The 19,528-nt window shown below is 51.2% G+C and carries 18 protein-coding genes and 1 pseudogene; all 19 read right to left on the bottom strand.

All coding sequences use genetic code 11. The annotated features are described in order from the left end of the window. Nucleotides 1–147 precede the first annotated feature (147 nt). The gene (locus NYE26_RS15470) at nt 148–663 is read right to left on the bottom strand and encodes a hypothetical protein (protein WP_339257110.1); all 516 of its coding nucleotides are present in this window, start codon (nt 661–663) and stop codon (nt 148–150) included. A 307-nt stretch (nt 664–970) separates the two neighbouring features. Then, a complete protein-coding gene (locus tag NYE26_RS15465) occupies nt 971–2,461 on the bottom strand; it encodes a hypothetical protein (protein WP_339257108.1) in 1,491 nt (496 codons plus the stop codon). Between the two features lies 1 nt (nt 2,462). After that, nucleotides 2,463–3,314 carry a hypothetical protein gene (locus tag NYE26_RS15460; RefSeq protein WP_339257106.1) on the bottom strand — a complete coding sequence of 284 codons (852 nt, stop codon included), beginning with the start codon at nt 3,312–3,314 and terminating at the stop codon, nt 2,463–2,465. 157 nt (nt 3,315–3,471) lie between these two features. After that, on the bottom strand, nt 3,472–3,672 hold the full coding sequence (locus NYE26_RS15455) for a hypothetical protein (protein WP_339257104.1): 201 nt from the start codon (nt 3,670–3,672) through the stop codon (nt 3,472–3,474). Between the two features lie 464 nt (nt 3,673–4,136). Then, nucleotides 4,137–4,753: pseudogene (locus NYE26_RS15450) on the bottom strand (reverse transcriptase domain-containing protein); the annotation flags it as partial. Nucleotides 4,754–5,070: 317 nt separating this feature from the next. Beyond that, nucleotides 5,071–6,126, bottom strand: a complete 1,056-nt coding sequence (locus tag NYE26_RS15445) for a hypothetical protein (RefSeq protein WP_339257102.1) — start codon at nt 6,124–6,126, stop codon at nt 5,071–5,073. A 30-nt stretch (nt 6,127–6,156) separates the two neighbouring features. Further along, nucleotides 6,157–7,428 carry a hypothetical protein gene (locus NYE26_RS15440; protein ID WP_339257100.1) on the bottom strand — a complete coding sequence of 424 codons (1,272 nt, stop codon included), beginning with the start codon at nt 7,426–7,428 and terminating at the stop codon, nt 6,157–6,159. Beyond that, nucleotides 7,425–8,711 carry an ATP-grasp domain-containing protein gene (locus tag NYE26_RS15435; protein ID WP_339257098.1) on the bottom strand — a complete coding sequence of 429 codons (1,287 nt, stop codon included), beginning with the start codon at nt 8,709–8,711 and terminating at the stop codon, nt 7,425–7,427. The genes NYE26_RS15440 and NYE26_RS15435 overlap by 4 nt, the downstream gene beginning before the upstream one ends. Further along, nucleotides 8,708–9,520 (bottom strand): sugar phosphate isomerase/epimerase family protein, encoded by an 813-nt coding sequence (locus NYE26_RS15430; protein ID WP_339257499.1) that lies wholly within the window; start codon nt 9,518–9,520, stop codon nt 8,708–8,710. Before NYE26_RS15430 ends, NYE26_RS15435 begins: the two co-directional genes overlap by 4 nt. Nucleotides 9,521–9,566: 46 nt before the next feature. Beyond that, the gene (locus tag NYE26_RS15425; protein WP_339257096.1) at nt 9,567–10,559 is read right to left on the bottom strand and encodes a hypothetical protein; all 993 of its coding nucleotides are present in this window, start codon (nt 10,557–10,559) and stop codon (nt 9,567–9,569) included. Nucleotides 10,560–10,563: 4 nt separating this feature from the next. Continuing rightward, a complete protein-coding gene (locus tag NYE26_RS15420; RefSeq protein WP_339257094.1) occupies nt 10,564–11,706 on the bottom strand; it encodes a hypothetical protein in 1,143 nt (380 codons plus the stop codon). After that, nucleotides 11,703–11,960: an acyl carrier protein gene (locus NYE26_RS15415; protein WP_036726742.1), complete on the bottom strand. Its 258-nt coding sequence runs from the start codon at nt 11,958–11,960 to the stop codon at nt 11,703–11,705. Before NYE26_RS15415 ends, NYE26_RS15420 begins: the two co-directional genes overlap by 4 nt. After that, nucleotides 11,944–13,488: a class I adenylate-forming enzyme family protein gene (locus NYE26_RS15410; protein WP_339257092.1), complete on the bottom strand. Its 1,545-nt coding sequence runs from the start codon at nt 13,486–13,488 to the stop codon at nt 11,944–11,946. The genes NYE26_RS15415 and NYE26_RS15410 overlap by 17 nt, the downstream gene beginning before the upstream one ends. Next, complete coding sequence (locus NYE26_RS15405; RefSeq protein ID WP_339257090.1) at nt 13,485–15,281, bottom strand: ABC transporter ATP-binding protein; 1,797 nt, start codon at nt 15,279–15,281, stop codon at nt 13,485–13,487. The genes NYE26_RS15410 and NYE26_RS15405 overlap by 4 nt, the downstream gene beginning before the upstream one ends. Further along, nucleotides 15,268–16,641 carry a glycosyltransferase family 4 protein gene (locus tag NYE26_RS15400; RefSeq protein WP_339257088.1) on the bottom strand — a complete coding sequence of 458 codons (1,374 nt, stop codon included), beginning with the start codon at nt 16,639–16,641 and terminating at the stop codon, nt 15,268–15,270. The genes NYE26_RS15405 and NYE26_RS15400 overlap by 14 nt, the downstream gene beginning before the upstream one ends. Continuing rightward, nucleotides 16,604–17,551, bottom strand: coding sequence for a DUF6005 family protein (locus tag NYE26_RS15395; RefSeq protein ID WP_339257086.1), 948 nt, complete (start codon nt 17,549–17,551; stop codon nt 16,604–16,606). Before NYE26_RS15395 ends, NYE26_RS15400 begins: the two co-directional genes overlap by 38 nt. A gap of 1 nt (nt 17,552) precedes the next feature. Beyond that, nucleotides 17,553–17,831: an acyl carrier protein gene (locus NYE26_RS15390; RefSeq protein WP_339257084.1), complete on the bottom strand. Its 279-nt coding sequence runs from the start codon at nt 17,829–17,831 to the stop codon at nt 17,553–17,555. A gap of 36 nt (nt 17,832–17,867) precedes the next feature. Continuing rightward, nucleotides 17,868–18,131 carry a phosphopantetheine-binding protein gene (locus tag NYE26_RS15385; RefSeq protein WP_339257082.1) on the bottom strand — a complete coding sequence of 88 codons (264 nt, stop codon included), beginning with the start codon at nt 18,129–18,131 and terminating at the stop codon, nt 17,868–17,870. Next, complete coding sequence (locus NYE26_RS15380; protein WP_339257080.1) at nt 18,124–19,272, bottom strand: AMP-binding protein; 1,149 nt, start codon at nt 19,270–19,272, stop codon at nt 18,124–18,126. Before NYE26_RS15380 ends, NYE26_RS15385 begins: the two co-directional genes overlap by 8 nt. Nucleotides 19,273–19,528: the final 256 nt, after the last annotated feature.

Below are 19,528 nucleotides of genomic sequence, written 5' to 3'. Positions count from 1 at the left end.
AGAATTGGGACGATTCACTTTTTTATCGGTCACTTCCTCACAAAACCCGTATTTTGTACATATGTATAAGACGATCTTCGATCCTTGTTATAGAGTAGCGTTCCCACCTTCGCGAACCTTCATGGGCTTTAATCTTCTCTTTCTCGACTAATCCACAATTACTAAGTTTTCATAATTTGAGCCATCGCCGATGTTATCAGCGGACAACCATTCAAAATAGCTTAATCCTAGTTTCTTTGCGATAAAATAAGCTGGCGGCTCTTCACCAACATATTTCACTAAATCAAAAGCTTTTTCCACGTCTTCAATTGAATTACCCTGCTTCATAATTAATTCTCTAAGTAGAACCATATCGAGCTCATCTTTCTGAATAATTAGTTCATCAGTCCAATCGCATTTATATGTAGATATGATTTCATCCTTCTCAAAAATGGATAGTTCCCATCCGTGATCTTCCATATATGAATAATGAACTAATAAGCCTGGATTTAATGATACAATCGATTTACGGATACCAAATGCCGGTCCCTTAATAATAAAAGTCACCCAACCATTAGACTCAGGGAAAACAAATCCTTTATTGTTTGAAGCTCTAATTAATTCAACGACTTTTTGCTGATCGCTTGTCTGCAAATGATAACTTGCACTAAATTCGCTCATCATTCAGCTCCTATTGAGTTTTTTTATAGCGTACCACCACGTTCTCTTTTAATCAAAACATTGGAAATAGCCATTATGTAGAGTATTCGCGAAATCATTATGCTATCCTGCCCGTCAGCTTAATGAAACACTGGAAGTCTAATACTTTATTTTCTTTTGACAGTTTGCTGTTTCATTAGCCATTCCCCATGGTTGGTGTTTGCAGAGAATGGGAGAATATGCATCTTATTTATGTTTTCAAATGTTAAAAGAGACGACACATTGTGCCGCCTCCATTACATATGTTCACTTTGCTGTCTGTATACAACGGTTATCCCATAAAAAACTCAAACAAATCTTCATCAGTCCGCAAAATTCTGGACTCCTCCACACCCAGCTCCACTGCCAAATCCACGGAAGCAGCGGCCAGTACTGCCGAATTCGCCTTCACATCGAAGGCTGCATCAATAAGTGAATGATAACGGCTGTAAGTCTGGTTAATCCGGGTAATGATCTCTTGATATGCCTGATCGACTTTTGCCAGTAAGGAATCTGTGTAAGCATCAAGCATACACTTTAATTCCTGCTCCCTTGCCTCAAGCTTCCCCTTGGCGAAACCCCACACCAGGTTAGCTGTTACTGTTCCGACAATGGAACCCAGCACCGGAACCGGAATCAGCATCTGGCCGATGGCTCCCCCTGTTGCCGCAATGCCCGCTTCGATACAGAGTACCTGACCTTGTGTAACAAATTCGTCCATGGAGATTTGCTCCTGCTCTAGATCAGCCATCAAGGAAGACAATCCCATCATGGCACTCGCGACTGCTCCGGCGAATGGAGCAGAGAGTGACGTCAGATTGGTCAGTGCATAAATCGTTCCGGCCGTAACGCCTGCCTTCGCTCCTGCCTTCGCTCCATCAAGCCCGATCTCCTGCCAATCCTCATGTTCAAACTCGTGAAGCTTCTTCCCCTCCTTCACCTTACGGTAAATGGCGGTAACTGCGGATAAGGAAGCGGAAACAGCAGCAGCCGTACCCGCTGCTTTGACTCCTTCCCTGATGGAAGGCGACTTTTGCGCTTCAATCTGCTTCACTTTTTCTTTCCCGTCCTGACGGATGTCTTTTTGGATACGCCGATTCTCATCCACAAGCTGGTCCTGAACCTTGGTGACCGTCTCGCCTGCTTTACCCAGCTGGACTTCACTATATTCCGAGATAGAAGGCTTAACTACATTCTGGAAGCTCCGGCCGGTACGCTGTTCAAGCTCCTCCACCTTCTTAAGAATGGCCCGGACAGATTTCTCGTTTAAGCCTGCCGGCATACTGCCGGAGCGGATAGTCTGAATAATCTCGTATTGATCCTTCGGAATCGAGTAGTCCATCGATAAATTTTCATATTTATCAAAATGCTCCAGCACATGCTTGAGTGTATTATTGGTACCGTTGATAAACTTCGACTGGACCTTAACACCTTTTAGAATAAAGTCCTCCGGCGCTGTTCTTCCAACCCCTTCAAAGGTAGCTACCTCCGGGTTTCCGTGCAATGCTGCCCGAGCATTGCGAACATGCACTTCCATTTGTTCCGCCACTTCTCCATGCTTCGTCTGCCCGGACCCCAAGATATTATCCGGCTTTGCAAGGAACTGGCGCATTTTTTGCATATGACCCAAGGCATTTTCAAAAAAAGACTCTTGTTGTCCCTGAGCTGCCAGCACATCCCTGACAGTCTGATCAATCTTACGTGCCGCAGCTTCCTGCTTCCAGTCATTAAATGCGCCAATACCGACAGCAGTTATCTGGTTCTTCCATACCTGTGAAGCCATCTTATTTGCCGACTTCCTTCATGAACAACGCTGACATGCTTTCTGTATTATTAATGATCGCCCGCAGGATATCCCGTTGGTCCTGGCTGAACTCGGTATAGGACCGGATCGATCTGGCAGTACCGGTAAAGGTCAGCAGACTCTGTTCCAGACCGATTGCCAGCTTCTGCGTGGATTCCTTCAAGTGTACAATCTCAGCATCAGTAGCCTCCAGCACCCTAGTGGCTTTAACAATCTCCACCCGCTCTTTATCCGCTTTGATCGCTGCATCCTTGTTCTTCTTGCTGGCAAGGAAACCGCCGGCTGCAAGACTCACAGCGCCAATGCCCCAGCCGACCGGTCCTGCCAAGGCAAGAAGGGCACTGCCGCCTGCCATACCACCGCCGCCCGCAGCAAGTGCACCGCCGCCCAACCAGGCTAGAGCCGCATTAGTTGCTGCTGCTCCCGTCAGTCCGGAGATAGCAGCGCCTGTTGAAGCTGTGCCGAAGGTAGTCGCAATTGCCATCGCTGCCGTCGGTGCTAGTGCAGCTGTTGCTACACCAGCTGCTACGCCTGCTGCCGCGCCGCCTCCGGCCAGCTTAATCATTGTTTTTTCATCATAGGAAATTTCACTCAACGCCTTAAAGCTGGCCAGATTAACACGAACCTGCTCAATGCTTTTGGCAAACTCCTTTGGCGTGTTGGCAAGTGTATTAATATAAGCCTCCACTTTTTTAATAACATCGGTGCCGTAAGTGCGAACATTATGTAGTTTGATTGCATTTCCTTTTACCTTTTCAGAAGAAACCTCATATTTGCGCAGTGCCGATTTCAGCTTCTCGATAGCTTCTTTCTTCAAAGAGCTGTTTAGCATGATAGATTACTCCTTTTTTATATTAATCTGGGTCTTTTTACATAGTAATATATTTCATCCTGATCGTCTGTCGTATATTGTCGGGAGAATATTATTATATTCATGGCGTTAAACCTATCTCTGTTTTCTTGCTAAATGCAAAAGAGACTCCAGCTCTTTATCTCGAAAGGTGTCTATGGATGATGGAAAGCGGAGTCTTTAATTCATGTGAAGCATCTTCAATAAACTGCTGCTGCCGGAACGCTTGCTTCAGGCTGTTCATCAGCTCGTTGAACATCAGCGACAGCTCGGTCATTTCATCATGCTGATTGGTAATCTGCCCCCTTTCCTTCACTCCGTTTTCTCTGTTCCGTTTCATCGTACTGATACATGGAATTGATGGGATTAAGCAATTAGAACGCAAACAGCCTGCCCCCGATCAGACTATCCAGCTTTTCTTTTGATTAGTATACGTAAATAATTGTTTAACAAACTGCTCTTAAACTATATTCATAAAAATAAAGCCGTCCTGAGATTTCAGGACGGCTTATGATGGCTGGGTTATTGTTCCAATTTTACTATCAGACAACTTCATAACTTTAATGTGTACTTCACATCTTTAATGTCACTGGACAACTAATATTAATGTCAAGTTACAAACATTAATGTATCTGAACAATAGATTTCATTATTTGAAGTAGATGACTTGTAATTAAACGATATATTTACAAATGAAAGTAGACCAGGAGCTTAAGATGAGAGATTAGTACCCAGGGACCAAAGTGTAAATTCCAGTTGCTTCTCTGATTGGTTAGGGGACTTTGTGTCGGTCAACATGTCTGTCACTTTCCGTGCCACTCTCGCCATGAGCATGTCATGGTTTATCCGGTCAAAGAATTTCTCCAGATCAAGGTCTACGACCCATCTGAGACCGCTTTGGATGTATCTTTGAGCTTGTTTCACAGCGTCATGGGCACTCTTTCCTGGCCGAAAGCCGTAGATGTACCAGGAGAACCCCGCGTCAAAGATCGGGTTCATGACTTGTAGAAGTGCCTGCTGGAGAAAACGGTCCATTACGGTTGGGATGCCTAGCAGCTGTATACCGCCTCCGGGTTTGGGGATTTCCTCCCGTTTGACGGGTGCAGTTCTGTAAGTCCCCGCTAGAAGTTCGGCTTTCACCGTTTGCCAATATGTTTTCAAGTAAGCCTGTAAATTCGCTGCCGTTACATGGTCCACACTGGGCGCTCCTCCGTTTTGTACCACTCGTTTATACGCGAGCCGAAGGTTATCTCCTCGAGCATTCGCTCCAGCAAGTGACTCTCTGCTTCGCGAGAGGAAGGGACAATTTGTGCCGACGAAGAACTCGGCGCTTTCGGCTCTCCTGGCGGCTTCACCACTTCTCTTTGCTGGCAGCTCTCTTGCGAGATATTCGACTTTCTCTGCTCTTCATACGAACGCATCGGTTTCCGCTCTCCTTTCGGTTTAGCCCTTCCGTTAGCTGCCCGCGACCACTGGAGTTTACCGCGCCAGCCCCTGGTAGCTTTGGATTTCGTCATGATATGGTGACTCATCCGGCTGGCACAGCCTCGAATCCAGTTCGTGTACCTTGGCCCGCGCTTTTGCCTCCGGCTTCCTTCAGATTCCACCTCACGATGGATAGCCTTACCCTTGGCTAGCGGTAGGCGCTCGCCAGCCCCGTTCGGGACTTTCACCCTAAAGATAACGCCCAATGCTGGGCGTACATATAAAAAAAGGCCGCCAATTAGCGGCCTTTTTTCTAAGAGTTACTAACCTCAGTTGCCATTTTCATCGTCTGGACCATGTGATATTCTTTCTTCACAATCTCTTCGAGTTTTACGATAGCTTGAGCATGAACACGATTATTAGATGCGATCATTTTAATAACTGTCGTTCTATAAATTTCCCATAAACGACTTAGCTCCGTGCTTTGTTCTGCTAACTTCTTATAGAGATTGGTATGGGACGATTGATCTTCCAGTAACTTAAAAAGCCTGTTATTCTTCTTATGATTCTGTGCAAAAGAACTGCTTCTCAAGGCAAATATGCTAGTATCGTTCAAATTACCTACAAGCTCTTCGAATTCCTCTACATAATCGGTCAACGCTTGTAGACCCAACTGATAATGAAGACCATATTGCTCAAGAAAAGCGACATTATCCTCCAATAGATTGCTTCTGAGTTCTGAGATAAACGAGTCCTGTACTGAAAATTCATGTTTAAAATTCCTTATCGATCCTTCATGCACAGAAACCATGATGAATCTAACTTTTTTGCCGCTTTTCATTAGATATTGGGTAGATTCCATAATGACTTCAAGTGGAGTTAGATAATCGTGCATCCGCCCTGGAGATAAGCAATCTTCAATTACCGTGTATGCCTCCCCACTCACACATTTTCCATGAATAAAGGTCGGATGGATAAAATGGATTTTTCCGGATTCTCTTCCACTGGAATAAAAGAAGCGGTCCACATCGAGAAAGACATATTTCTGCTTGTCTAAAGCCCCTTGAATCATCTCATCCAGGAAAGGTATATCAGATTGCTCAAGAAGCTGATCCTCAAAGCGGAGATAATGATAGAGCTGTTCCGTGTTATATTGAACTTTCGGCAGCATTAATCCTTGCTGAAGCAAGCTTTCAAAATTGTCTTCGGGGAATGTCTGGTTGATGAGTTTTTTCCAGTACTGCGTTTTAAAAGTCAGAGGCAGCTCCTCGAACGATGAATGATGACTAATGAGAATCGACATCAAGTTATTATTGACACAATCAAGCCATATGTCATTATAAGGCAAAATCCGATGGGTAGGTATCACATGGTCAACTCCCTATGATGAACTCACTGATTAGGTGGATAGCCAGCTCACATCATTTAACGTACCGTCAGGGCGGAGAATCACTTCCTTCGGAAGAGCATGAGACAGAAAATGAACATTGCCGCAGGTTAAGCCATATGCCCCCATATGGGGAAACGCGATCCAATCCCCCGGCTCTAGACGGGGAAGCATGACGCTGCCTTGCAGCACATCTGCGGGAGTGCACAATTTACCGCAAACATTGTAGGAGATTCGGCCTTCTCCTGCACCGGATTCGTATAGCTTGCGCTCCCCCGCCTTCCAAAGCTGAAGAGGCAGAGGCTGCTTGAAGCTTCGTCCCATCAGGCTGGAAAAAGCCCGGTGATGGGTTCCCCCATCGACAATGGCGAAGGCTTTGCCTCTGGAGAGCTTTGTGTACAGCACTCTGACCGCATAAATCCCCATCGTTGCGGCAATCCGCCGCCCTGATTCTACGAATACCATCTCCAATTCCAGATCCCGGTTGCGCTCTAACTCCCCGGCAAGATACGCCCCGAAAGCTTCGACAGGAAACGGCTCATCGCCTTCAAACATGGGAACGCCGAAACCGCCGCCGAGCCCTAAGCATTGAAGCTGCAGGCCGAATTGGTTGCGTACCTGCCGGGTGAGACCGAACATCATCGGAACGCTCTCCCGGTAAAAGTCGAGGTGAAAATTTTGTGTGCCCTGGTACGTATGCAATCCGATCAGTTCTAGCCCTTCAAGGTTAATGGCGGTTTGCACCGCTTCATTAATTTCACTGTCGTCAATGCCAAACTGGGAGGCAAGTCCGACCGATGACATACGCGAGCCTTTGGCTCCAGTAGACAAATTGACCCTTAACATAACGGGAGCGGCCATACCAAGCGCAACAGCTTCATCGTGAATGACGAATAGCTCCGGGATGGACTCCGCATTAATCGCGTAGATCCCATGGCGAAGCACATGATGAATCTCGTCCGCGCTTTTGCCCGGTCCGGTAAACACGATGCTATTCGGATTTACCCCGTTAGAGCGGGCAATCTCATATTCCCCAACCGATGCGACTTCGATCGGCGAACCCCAGCCGTTGATGAGACGGCATACCTCCGGATTGGGGTTGACTTTCATGGAATAATATAGTGTCACATCCTTGGGCAAAGCGTCCCGCAGCGACAAATAATCGGAGGCCAGCTTTCCCTCGTCATATACATAAACGGGTGATCCAAACGGCTCGGCTGCTTTCAGCCAAAAGGGTTGGCCCGCTTCCTGCTGATTCGACAGTCGTTGTGAACCCATAGTCATATGACAGCTCCCCTCCATTCCATGATTGCTTCCTCCAGCCCTTGACGGGCAAGCTTCTCAGCTTCATCGTCCACACCCCAGCTCAGAGCCGAGACCCTGCAAGGCCGGATACGGTCTGCCGATTCCCCATCATGGTGGAAACCATACACGAATGCCCCGCCTTGTCCGGCAGAGATCCTTATCGATGTCACCTTTTCGGCAAATTCTGCAAATGTGGCTTCAGGGTGGAGCTTGAAATCATAGGATTGAGTCTCCATTCTAGGAAACCCGCGTTCAAGCAAGTGCTTGCGAAGCTTTAGCAAATACGTGACCATGGTAAGACGGGCGTTGATCTCAATAACCGGTATTAAAGTTCCGTCTACATCCAGTATGGAGTCTACCCCGATGAAACCCTCGTAGCCCCGGGAATGTAAAGATTTACCCAGCTGCTGCAGCTGTTCGGTATAAGCCACAATCAAGGATTCAGGCAGGTCCGGGTGCAAATGGCTCCCCTTGTATACTCCTGCATCCGTAATCCTCTGCTCGGTCATAGCCAGGATCTCGCAATCTGTTCCCCCCAGCCAGAGTTGTGCCGTCAGATGGCGCTCGACCTGATGCCAGCGTTCCACCGTCACAACCGGTTGCCCGCCTCCCCGGGAGATCTGCCTCTCTAAATATCCAAGCAGCGTCTCCAAATCCGAGCCTCGATGGATATGGAACAGCGCTTTACCGGAAGAACCGTAAGCGGTTTTTACAACCAGCCGGGCTCCAGGATGCCGTCCCTCCAACTCGGCGCAAGTACGGCGGATCGCGTCAAGCCCCTCGCAAATCCTACCGTCGCTGACTGGAAAGCCGATTTCTTCGCATAATTTACGCGTTGCGATCTTGCTGTTCAGTTCCACGGACAATCGGGCTGGCGGGCCGATCCATCTCCCTCCGTTTTCCTTGAGAAACTGCTCTTCCTGCTCGTCCATCAAGTAAGGAACAGCAATCCGGTTGCGAAACTCACCCGTATATTCAGACCGTGCGCCAATCGCGATTGATGGTATTGCTATCTTCTCTTCTTCCAAATAAGATAGGAATTCAGGATCCGGAGCCTTTTTCAGGAGAACAAGATCATCCCGGTCAGCCAAATAAATTTGGTAGAGATCCATTTGCGATACGAGCCGATCTCCGGACGCATTGTTAATATGGGGTAAGCGAATCTCTTGAGCGGCTTTTCCTTGTTCCCAATTAATATTGGAGTACCAGAGCTTCGGTGCGCGCGTTCCGGTCAGATGCTCCACATAAGGTGCGTTATTCATGTTCCCGTCACCTCCACTTTCTCCAGCTTGAGATCGGACTCCAGCCCTTTAAGCCAGCCTAGCTCCGACTTTAAGATTTGAAAGGGTATTGCTCCGAACCATTCCAGAGATACCGGGGCTCGGGTAGGGTCCAAGATAAGGCGCTTCATGATGGCTTGGCAGTCCATTTCTCCATCGGCCAAGGGTACGATACCTCTGCGGCTGCCGCTCGGAGAATAGATATTGTTAGGAGAGAATACTTCGAGCCATTGCCGGGATTCCACATTCTTCAGATGGATATTGACAATCCATGGCTTCAAGCGTTCGAAGGCGGCAAGGGGATCAGCGCCCGATTCCCAAATGTGCAGAAAGTCCAAATTCAGCTTCAAGGCAGGGTGGCCGGTTTGCCGGAGCAGTTGAAGTGTGGAATCTAAGCCGTCGGCAGCGGTTCCCGGATGAGTCTCAACCACTGTATAGACCCCTTCCCTCTCTGCTATGGCGCAAAGGATTTTTAGACGTTCGGTGCAAAGCTCCCAGTCCTTCTCATCAAGAGATTGACTGCTCAGGTTTCCGGCGAAAATCCTCAGCTTATCTGTGTGGAACGCTTTGGCCGCCTGTACGGTGTCCTGCCATTCCTTAAGTAGAACGTCCATTGGGAGATTCCCCATGAGAGGGATGTAATCGCTCAGCATGCTGATTTCGAGCCCGTAGCTGAACATTTCGTCCAGCATACCTTCCAGCTCCTGGCCCCGTTGGCGAAGTAAAGCCTTGGCATGCACGCCCCACAGTTCTATACCGTTGAAGCCCTTATCAAGAGCATAACGAAGCAGCTCCTGGAAGGATACCAGCTCATGCTGAAAAGAAATCGTGCATAGATTATACCGCAGTCAGATCACCGCCTATTCCATTCATCCAGGCCAGGAATTGAAGCTCCGCATCCCGAATTTCCCGCAGCCTGGCAAGAGCCGAACGCAGCAGCGCTTCGTCCCCGATGTTCTTGCGGTATTTCACAAGCAAGAAATTCAGTGTCGTCCATAACTTCACGATCCCGCTGATTCGGTTCGTCCCTTCCAGCGCCTGCCCCTTGTCCATCACGCCCAGCTGGGCAAAGCTATTCCATATGGAAGAGCGGAGCTTGGTTATGGAAGCAATGCCGATCGAGTTCTGGTTCAACCAGTTCGACGTTTGTTCCGGGCTTAAAGCTAGAGATTCCTGCAAATCCCGGGCAAAGCTGTCCAATGCGGCGGTACCCGAACTGTATTGAGAACGGACATACATTTCGTAGTTTCGCTTGGCTGCGTAGGCGAAGATATCATGCTTGCCGGGAGCCTCGAACCCCTTCCCTTCTTGATCCGGCTGAAGCTCATAGAAAATGATTTCCTCCTCTTCCGGCTCCGCCGATGCCCGCATAAGCTCTTCTCCGGTCAGGAATCCGTTGAAATCGACAATGGGATCGAATACTCTGAAGGCGTTACGCGCTTCATCGAAGCTATCTGCGAGGATATAATGCTCGAATCCACTCTCCGCCATGCTCAGCATATGGGGAGGGAAAAAATCCAGATCGGATGGGCGGCATTTCACTACCGCACGGTTCCCTGACTGAACAGACTGCTTTAGCGCCTCAGGTCCACATCCCTTGTAAACCAGATGGATGCCGTACAGAAAGGGCAAGCTTTTGTTCAATCGCACATGCTGGCTCGCCGTAATAATACGCGAAACATAATTGACATTCCAGTAATCCAGCAGAAACAGATCAGGGTTGGCCCCGGACCGGTATAAGTGGGTCAAGATGCAGGAAGCTGCACATTCCATCGCCGCCAGCTTCATCATTTCCGGCTTGGCATCCGGCGTATCCGTATGAGACGTCATATCTTCATTCTCCTTCTTCATTTGAGGAAATAAGGCAAACAAAGGACGGTATTTTGCCGCTGACAGGATCGGCTTCGAGCCTTGAGACGGTTTCTATGGACAATTTCACCGGCTTGCCCGCCGCTTGGTGAAGAAAAACGGATAGCTTGGTCTGCACGTCCTCGAACTCGCTTGGCGAGGCTTCAGTCGCCAGCCGGACGGAAAAAGAGGTGTACGTATTCTGCACGATCTGAAATTGGCGGACTCCTCTGGCTGCAGCAAGCTCCCAAAAAAACTTGTCCAAATACCGGAAGACGGCGGAATGCACCTGCGCTCCAGGCAGCCGAATCTGGGATGTTCGAACGGGAAGCAGCCCAAGAAGGAGACGGCCGGTTTCAGGGTCCCTGCGAATACTTCCGATATCCCCTGTCCGGTAACGGACATAAGGCAGACTCCTCATGATCAGCGAGGTGACCAACACTTCGCCGAATTCCCCCTCCTCTACATGGAGTCCGGAGGCCGAATCGATAATTTCCACATATACGGCGGACTCATCGATTTCCAGTTGGCCGCTCTGGCCTGCGAACGCGATACACCAGAACTCTTCCAAACCGTAATAGTCTACGCATGGAACGCGGAACACCTCCTCGATCCGTTCTTTCTGGGAGCCATGCAGCGTTTCGCCCCAGTTCTGGGTAAACAGGAGGGAAGACGGCAACGAATATCCCCCGTCACGCATATATTCGGCCAACGCGCAGAGAGCGGAAGCTCTCCCCTGGATATAATGAGGATCTTCCCTGATCATCAGCTCTGCATAATGACTAAGGGACCTGGGCTCCGCCAGCAGACGGTTGCTCAGCAGCAGCATCCGGTGTCTGAGCGGCAGCCCCCACTTTTTTCTATGCCTATACAGGGTCAGCGAGAGCTTCCATATCTCCTCCGGGGTTTTCACGCAGCGCAGCGGCACTCCGGTAGTTCCCGAGGTGAACGATTCGATCACCCGCCCCGCATCGGGATGTTCGAAAAGGGCGCGGTTGCCTGCGATCAAGTGTTTGTCTGTAATCGGCAGCTGATGGAAATCAACGTCCGTATAAGGGTTATAAAACGGATAAGTCCGGCGCAATTCGTCGGCCAGCTCTTGCAAATGGCCCGAGGTGAACACTTTCATGAAGCCACCTTGCGTTCTACTAAATGCAATACGGCCTGGACGCTTCGGAACGATTCCGGGCGAATATCGTCCACATCCAGCTCAAAGCTGAATGTATCCTCCAGGGCCGCCAGAAGCTCCAGGATTTGAATGGAGTCGATTCCCAGATCATCTACCAAGGCATGGTCCAGCTCGACCTCGCTTGTTAGCCTCTTGGCCACAGCGGCTATTGTTTCTCTCACCTTAAAGAATAGATCTTCATGCTCGGTGGACATGCTCTTCCTCCTTCACCATAGATTTCAGGGCTTTGCGGTCCAGCTTTCCGCTGGCGGTTCTGGGCAGAGCCGTAACGAAGCGGAATTCTCTGGGACGCAAGGCCGAGGATAACCGCTTTACGCACCAGGCATGCAGCTCCGAGCTGCTGACAGGCTCTGTGGAAGCTTCGGATACGACCACGGCAATCAGACGATGTCCCCATTGAAGGTCTTCTACGGCCGACACAGCAGCGTCCGCCACCCCAGGCAAGCTTAATAGGACGCTTTCGACCGCTTCCGGGTACACCGTATGTCCCCCGACAAGGAGAGCGTTATCGGTCCGCCCGGTCAAGTGCAAATATCCATCCTCGTCCAGATAGCCGGTATCCCGGGTATGCAGGCCAAGGGGGCCTAGGATCTCGCGGGTGCGATCCGGATCGTCATAATAGCCGATCATCACATTCGGCCCGCGAACGACCACCTCTCCACTCTCCCCTGTTGCCGCCTCCCTTCCGTCCTGAACGATGGCCAGCTCGACGCCGTTAATGGGTATTCCGGCGGATTGCGGCTTCGTCCTCAACTGCGCATAGGGCAAATATGAGACGCGCGGGGATGCTTCGGTCAGTCCATAGGAGGGCGTCAGCCGCACGTGAGGCAGACGGTCAGCCAGACGAAGCAGCATGACGGCAGGCATCGGGCCGCCGACAATGAGCATCTGCCGAAGCGTGAGCAGATCCTCCGCCGACCATTTGGCGGAATGGATTAGAGGCAGGATCGCAGATGGTACAGTACATAAGAAGGTCACCTTGTTCGTACGGACGCACTGGATCATCTCGAAGGGATGCACGAAGCCCCCGCTTAGCACAAGATTGGCTCCGGAGGCCATGGCAGCAAACCATTCCCCAACAATGGTCGAGCAGTACCCCAGTGACTTCGAGAGCAGAACGATGTCCTTGTCGCACAGAGACGTGTAGTCCAGGATTGCGTCCACATTGGACAGCATGTTGTGGTCGCTCAGCATGATACCCTTCGGCTCTCCCGTCGAACCGGAGGAGAGGAATATCATACGCGCGGCCTCTGGCGGCGTGTACCGGCGTACCGGCCGCGGAGCGGCGCTGATTCCTGCAATCGGTCCGCTTGTCATACCTGCATACAGGCAGAATGGCAGCTCTTCCCCTTGCATGTTCCATTCCGCAAGGATTGGAAGCTTCTCTTCCGAGACGAACACAGCTTCGGGTTCAAATTTGCGGATGAGGCGAAGCATGTCCTGTCCTGGCATGTAGCTGTGGATGGGGAGCGGAATGCCTCCCGCCAAAATGACGGCCCCGATGACAGCCAGACACTCCGGCGTCGGAGCCATCCAGACGGCCCCGATAAAATTCGGACGCAGCTGCTCCTGCTTCAGCCGTTCAGCGAGCAGGTCCATGCGGTTTCCGAGTTCCGCATAACTTGTCCAATCGGACTCGCCGCTTCGTGCCGCGTAAGTGATTCCCCGGTCATGCCTTCGTGCACGTTGAAACAATTCCCTGAGGGTGCCTGTGCCATTCATGCCGTAACCCCCTCTTTATGAGATGCCTGTCCGGCCACAGATGTATCGCGCTCGAAGGTCGATGCCATAGCATAATACTCAGGCGATTGCTTCATGAGCTCTTCGTGGTCGCCTTCCGCCACCAGACAACCGTTCTCCATCACCAGAATACGGTCCGCGTTCATAATGGTTTGCAGGCGATGGGTGGCTACCAGAACTGTCTTGCCCGCCATGGCGTGGCGTATGGAATTCATGAGTTCACTCTCCGTAAGCTGGTCCAAGGCGGAGGTCGGTTCGTCCAGGATAAGAATATCGGGATTGTGCAAGAGGGCACGCGCAATAGCCAGCCTCTGCCGCTGTCCGCCAGATAGCTGGAAGCCTTTATGGTCAATCTTCGTGTTGAGTCCTTCCGGCAGTTGATCCAGCAGAGATCCGAGCCGCGCATTTAGGGCTGCTTGCAAGATCATCTCCTCCGTTGCGTCCAGCTTCCCGACAGCAATATTTTCCATAAGGGTACCCCGGAACAAGTAAGGCTCCTGGAACACGATGCCAACCTTGCGGCTGATCGCGCTGCGGGTCATCTCCTCCAGATTCTGTCCGCCGATTCGAATTTCACCTTCGAGAACGGGCATCATCCCGATAAGCGCCCGGAAAAGGGTGGATTTCCCAGACCCGCTTCGCCCGACGAAAGCATACACCTTGCCCGGAGACAGCGACAGGGATAGATCCTTCAAGATTTCCGTTCCACCGTACCCGACGCGCAGACTGCACACCTCGATATCGGACGGCGTTGCTTCAAGCTGAGGCTCCCTTGCAGGCGAAGCCTGCTTCCTCTCATTTTCCGAATAGAGATCGATCGGGGTCTGGATGAATTGCTCGATTCTGCCCATTGCAACTTCCGCGCCTTGAAGCTCTCTGAAAAAGTTGTTAATCTGCTGTACCGGATTCAGAGCGTTTTGCAGATAGGTTACGGAAGCAACCATCATGCCAACAGTCATAACTTGGTCAAGCACCTGGTAGCTGCCGATCCAATAGATGGCAGCCAGAATCAGGCTAATCACGAAACCACTGATTTGAAACGACATGACGGCATACAGCGTTTCCCGGGTGCTGGCCTTCACCAGCCCCTTGTACATCGTTTCATTCCGCTTCCGTTCCCATCCCTCTAGTCCTAAAGCCCGGATTTCCTGCGAGCTTTCGATCGCTTCATAGAGATAGGCTCCGATCTCTTCATTGTGGGTTCGAACGTCGGACGAATAACGCACCACAGCGTTGCGGAACAGCCCTGGCACCCATAAGAGGAAGGGGATGCTAAGCGTCGCAATGATGCCAAGCCGCCAGTCCATATAGAACAGGATTCCGAGGGATATCAGCATCATAAACAGCTGTGAGGTAATCTCGACCAGAATGTGATTGAGGAAATTACCCATCGTAGCTGTATCCATCCCGAGCAAGGCCGTGAATTTCCCGGGTCCTTGCTTCTGAATTTCCGGAATGGGAATCTGCCGGACATGCTTCAACAGCTCGTCCCGGATATCCAGCATATTACAGATGCCCAGATAGCGGAACAGACCTACGCGGATAAACAGGAACACGATGGAGAGAACACCTATTCCCAAGGAAAGGCTAAGCAGCGGGACAATCAGCTCACGGTTTCCTTCAATCAGCACGTGGTCGATCAGATAGGCGAAGATTAAGGGCTGAAGCATGACGAGTCCCAATTGCAGGAACGTGCAAACATAAGCGATCAAGGTTAAATTCCATTTGATCTTCACGTAGGGAGCAAGACGTCGGAACAGTTTAAACGTGTGCATGATGGTTCCTCCCGGCAAAATGTTGAATAAGCGGCTTCACCCTGCGCATCCATTCCTCCGTGTCACCGGGCGGCTGCCAATCCAGAACCGACAGCGGCGATTCACTCAAACAGCCTGTCGCTTCCAATAAGCTGCAATGATAGATTTCGTTAAGCGTTCTCATAGAAGCTTCCAGCAGGGCGGTCTCCTCCGCCTCACCCGCTATCTGTCCAAGGGGAGCATTCAGGAGCCTCCTGATCTGCGGCATGATGGTTCGATAGTCGTACATTAGAGCGTTGCGCCGCGCGCCTTGCGAGAGATTGCCGTGAAACTTCTCATCCAGCAGAACCTCGGTGCAGCAGCGAACCAGCTCGTCCAGATCGATCTTAGGATGTTCACCGGACCAGTCTACCTGGACAAAGGAACCGTCCTCGCCGTCAACAAGCAGCTCCCGGAAACCGTCCCAGTTGGTGCAGACCACAGGAAGACCGTGGGCTTTCGCTTCCAGGAGGTTGAAGCCAAACGTCTCTCCCGGATCGGTGGAGAGGTTGACTAGAAGCCTGGATTCCCGGAACAGGCGGTCTTTCTCACTCCCGTGGACGGGACCTGTAAATTCCACGGCTTGCTCCAGTCTATATTTCGCTACGATGGCTTCAAGCCGTTCTTGATACCGGTCAGCTTCCTGCACAGCCCCCGTATATTCTCCGGCAATCGTCAATACCGTGTCCGGGACACGCTGCTTGATTTCCGCCATAGCCGCTAAGAGCACATGAATGTTCTTTACCTCTTCCAGCCGGCCGATGGATAACAGACGTTTACCGGCAAGCGGCCGAACCGGCTCCGCGGCCAGCAAGGTGTCGATGCATAACGGGATCTTATGGGCATGCGCATACCGGGGGGAGAGATTAACCAGCGCCTGTCTGCAAGATTCTGTACTGGCAAGCAGCACATCCTGTTCTGTAATCCAAGGCGCACAGGACAGCCAGGTTGTCAGCCAACGGGCGGATGCGACGGAATGGGCGATAACCATGAAGCGAAGCGGAAGCTTGGCGAAGCTCCGGACCAGCATCAGGAAAGGCATGAAATAAGGAGCGTTCACATAAAGCGTATCGATTCCGTATTCCTCGCATAAGCGGGCCAGCCGCTCCGATGCTTGCGGAAGTGAAGACATCGGCTGCTTGGAGAATTGGCGAAGCGAACCCCCGAAGATCTTGGCAAAGCGCACCGGCGGAATGCGGATGAGCTCCGTATATTCAGCCAGGTACCCTGTCCATTGGTCATCAATCACCCGTTCGTTCAACCGGGGGGAATGGCCGTCGAAGCAGCCCACCCTAGGTCTGCACTCAGCATGCAAATCGAGGTTTCCAGCGGTGATAGACATCGGTCAATTCCTCCTTCAGCTGTTGCTCCGTCCTGTGCAGCTGCTCCACCTTATCCACCAGCAGTCCGATTTCCCCGGTTCGTCCCGGCATGGACGTACGGATCGCCAGGTAGGCGAGCGTGCTCCACATTTTTATGAAGCCTTCCAGCTGCGCCTGATACAGCTCCGTACCTTGATTAAGCGCTTCCGAAAAATATTGATACAGCAGCCCGTAGCTGTATTTGCGTTTGGAGAGGATGCCGAGCTGGGATACAGCATCCTTCAAGGCCCCGGGCGGATACATATCGGGCGACTCCACCGTCTGCATAATCCTCCGCCTCACCGTGCCGGTTAGCGACCGTTCACCCGGATCGGTCTCGATTGTATCCTCGAAGATTCTCGCCACCTCGTGAGCGTCCGGCGCATGGAGCCATTCGGGATGAAGCAGCAGTCCCCCGCCCAGCTCATTGCTTAGAAAAGCATCGTGTACATGGCTCGCGGCCACTAACCCTTCCCACTCAAAATAGCGGTCCAATACCACGAATTGATCGCCCCGCATTCCGTGAACGATGACAAAATGGGGCTGATGCATGGTTTGAAACGTTCTTTTTTGATAAGGCATATGAAACAGGTCGAGCTGTACCAAAACAGGAAGCTCCGGATGACGCCGCAGGACCTCCAGGAACTTCTTCAGGTTGATGAGCTTTTCGGCCCCGTAATCATACCACTCCACGGCCCCTTCCCCGTACAGACGGGTGAACAGCTGTAAATATTCGGACGGGGTGATGTCCGCTGAGAAATAGGTCAGCTTGCCGTCCTCCGTAACGCTGAATGGCGCGTCCCAAGCACCGATATAGAGCGGACGTTCATCCCATCCGGCTTGCTCTAAGCCATAACCGAGTCCGTTCAGAAAGCAATGGGCTTGTTTCACGTCAACCCCCGGTTTGAACGGCCCGTTTGGCCAAGATGCGTTGTGAGATCAAGCGCGCGGTGGCGAAGTTCTCCTGCAGAAGCTCGTCGTCCTCGTAAAAAATCTCGTACTGCTGTTCAATCTGCATCATCAGGTTGACCAGCAGCACCGAATCCACGCCTGCATCCTCCAATGGGGAGTCCCCATTCAATTCCTCCGCCAGCTCCGGTCTGGAAGTCAAATCGGCCACCCGGTCAATCACGAATTGTATGATATCCTGTTCATTCACGTTCATCATCATATCCATCCCTTTCTATGATCTTAAGATTTGACTTGTTTAAGCGATGGGCTCCCCCTTTAGGGCATGGATGAAATCGACTAAAGAACCGACCGTTTGGAAGACGGCAGGATCCAAATCCTCCTCGGGAACAGTTACGTTGAACACTTCCTCGATGTAGACCACCAATTGGAGTACCATGATCGAATCTACGTTTAAGTCTTCGTACAGCCGGTCTTCCTCTTTAATGACGTCCGGGAGAGCGAGCTCCAATTGTTCGGACATGAGCTGCCTCAATTGAGATACCGTTTGTTCCTTATCCATGAATACCATACTCCTCCTCTACCATTTGTTTTCGCATAACCTTCCCTGTGCTCGTCTTCGGAATATCCTCCGTAAAAGCAATAAAGCCCGGAACTTTATAAGCAGGCAGAAACCGCGCGCACCACCTCTTCACCTCCTCCTGAGACAGCGCATCGCCCTTCCGGACAATTCGGGCTTTGACAGCCTCCCCCCAAACGGGATGCGGAGCCTTGTGCACGACAGCTTCCTGAACGCCGTCCAGCCTTCGGATGACATCCTCCACCTCGGAGGGAGCTACCTTCAGTCCTGACACATTAATCAGATCATCCATCCGGCACTGAACATGAAGCCTGCCGCCCGACCAATATCCCAAATCTCCGGTATGAATCCGGCGTCCGCCTGTGGCAATGATGATTTCATCTGGCTGCTCCCGGGTTCCGGGCCTTTCAATTGCCATATGCTCCAGAAGCATCCCGGCATCCGTAGAATCAGAGGGCCGGTCGCCAAGCGAGATGCAGCCCGCCTCAGAGCACCCGTATTGCTGGATCACCTCCACCTCTGCACCCCCAAGCCTGTTCAGCAGTTCTGCAGACATCGGGGAACCAGAGGATACCAGCTTTCTAAGAAGCACCTTCTCTCTCATCAGACTGAGCAGAATTTGAAAGAGGAAGGGCACCGCATACACCACATGGCGATCATGCTGCTGCATGAGATGCAGGGCGAATTTGGGGTTCTTGTCCGTCACGATAACCGGCTCTACACCGCGCTTAAGTGCGGAAAGCGTGCCTGTGATGAATCCGAAGGAATGGGATACGGGCACCAGAATGATCGGTGTATCCTCCCCGCTGCAGGGCAGCAGCTTGTTGTAGGCCTCGATTTCCATTTGCACATGAGACCAAGACCGTTCCACTAACTTGGGAGCGCCGGTCGTGCCGGAGCTGAATTGAAGCAAGGACGGCTCCCCGTTAATCCGATCCAGGCGTGAGTGCAGAGGGTGAAAGACGGTGCTGCCTCCTGCGTCGGTCAGCAGACCCGTACAGCCTGCGTCATCGGCTTGACTGAGGGCGGTTTCAATCGGGGTGTCGCCGTTTATCAGAAGCACCGAACCCTCATTCCTAATAATCAGTTCCGTGGCGGCCAGAATATTCGCCGGCTCCTTCATGCATACAGCTGTCCGCCGTTCCTTCCAAACAGAGGAACCCAATAATGCGTATATCGCGTTTATTCGACGTTCCAGTTCATGCTGGTCATAATGTTCTTTATTAACAATGAACATGGGGTCTCCTTTCCCATGAGATTTTTTTACTTCTTTGAGTATTTTCGCCACATAACGACGTTTTCCTTCCCTTGTATTCAGGATTGCTAAAAAGAGACCCTTCCGGCTGGATCTTGCTTAGCCGAAAGGGTCCGCATGTTTC

This window comes from Paenibacillus sp. FSL P2-0136 (genome assembly GCF_037975325.1).
Lineage (GTDB): Bacteria > Bacillota > Bacilli > Paenibacillales > Paenibacillaceae > Paenibacillus_AQ > Paenibacillus_AQ silagei.
This window is presented reverse-complemented; position numbering and strand designations above follow the sequence as displayed.

What these genes read in the sequence shown, in the direction of transcription:
- NYE26_RS15460 (WP_339257106.1), bottom strand. Translation starts at nt 3,314, where the DNA reads ATGCTAAACAGCTCTTTGAAGAAAGAAGCTATCGAGAAGCTGAAATCG.
- NYE26_RS15455 (WP_339257104.1), bottom strand. Translation starts at nt 3,672, where the DNA reads ATGAAACGGAACAGAGAAAACGGAGTGAAGGAAAGGGGGCAGATTACC.
- NYE26_RS15420 (WP_339257094.1), bottom strand. Translation starts at nt 11,706, where the DNA reads ATGAAAGTGTTCACCTCGGGCCATTTGCAAGAGCTGGCCGACGAATTG.
- NYE26_RS15400 (WP_339257088.1), bottom strand. Translation starts at nt 16,641, where the DNA reads ATGTCTATCACCGCTGGAAACCTCGATTTGCATGCTGAGTGCAGACCT.
- NYE26_RS15410 (WP_339257092.1), bottom strand. Translation starts at nt 13,488, where the DNA reads ATGAATGGCACAGGCACCCTCAGGGAATTGTTTCAACGTGCACGAAGG.
- NYE26_RS15425 (WP_339257096.1), bottom strand. Translation starts at nt 10,559, where the DNA reads ATGACGTCTCATACGGATACGCCGGATGCCAAGCCGGAAATGATGAAG.
- NYE26_RS15385 (WP_339257082.1), bottom strand. Translation starts at nt 18,131, where the DNA reads ATGGATAAGGAACAAACGGTATCTCAATTGAGGCAGCTCATGTCCGAA.
- NYE26_RS15440 (WP_339257100.1), bottom strand. Translation starts at nt 7,428, where the DNA reads ATGACTATGGGTTCACAACGACTGTCGAATCAGCAGGAAGCGGGCCAA.
- NYE26_RS15390 (WP_339257084.1), bottom strand. Translation starts at nt 17,831, where the DNA reads ATGATGATGAACGTGAATGAACAGGATATCATACAATTCGTGATTGAC.
- NYE26_RS15435 (WP_339257098.1), bottom strand. Translation starts at nt 8,711, where the DNA reads ATGAATAACGCACCTTATGTGGAGCATCTGACCGGAACGCGCGCACCG.
- NYE26_RS15470 (WP_339257110.1), bottom strand. Translation starts at nt 663, where the DNA reads ATGATGAGCGAATTTAGTGCAAGTTATCATTTGCAGACAAGCGATCAG.
- NYE26_RS15465 (WP_339257108.1), bottom strand. Translation starts at nt 2,461, where the DNA reads ATGGCTTCACAGGTATGGAAGAACCAGATAACTGCTGTCGGTATTGGC.
- NYE26_RS15415 (WP_036726742.1), bottom strand. Translation starts at nt 11,960, where the DNA reads ATGTCCACCGAGCATGAAGATCTATTCTTTAAGGTGAGAGAAACAATA.
- NYE26_RS15380 (WP_339257080.1), bottom strand. Translation starts at nt 19,272, where the DNA reads ATGAAGGAGCCGGCGAATATTCTGGCCGCCACGGAACTGATTATTAGG.
- NYE26_RS15405 (WP_339257090.1), bottom strand. Translation starts at nt 15,281, where the DNA reads ATGCACACGTTTAAACTGTTCCGACGTCTTGCTCCCTACGTGAAGATC.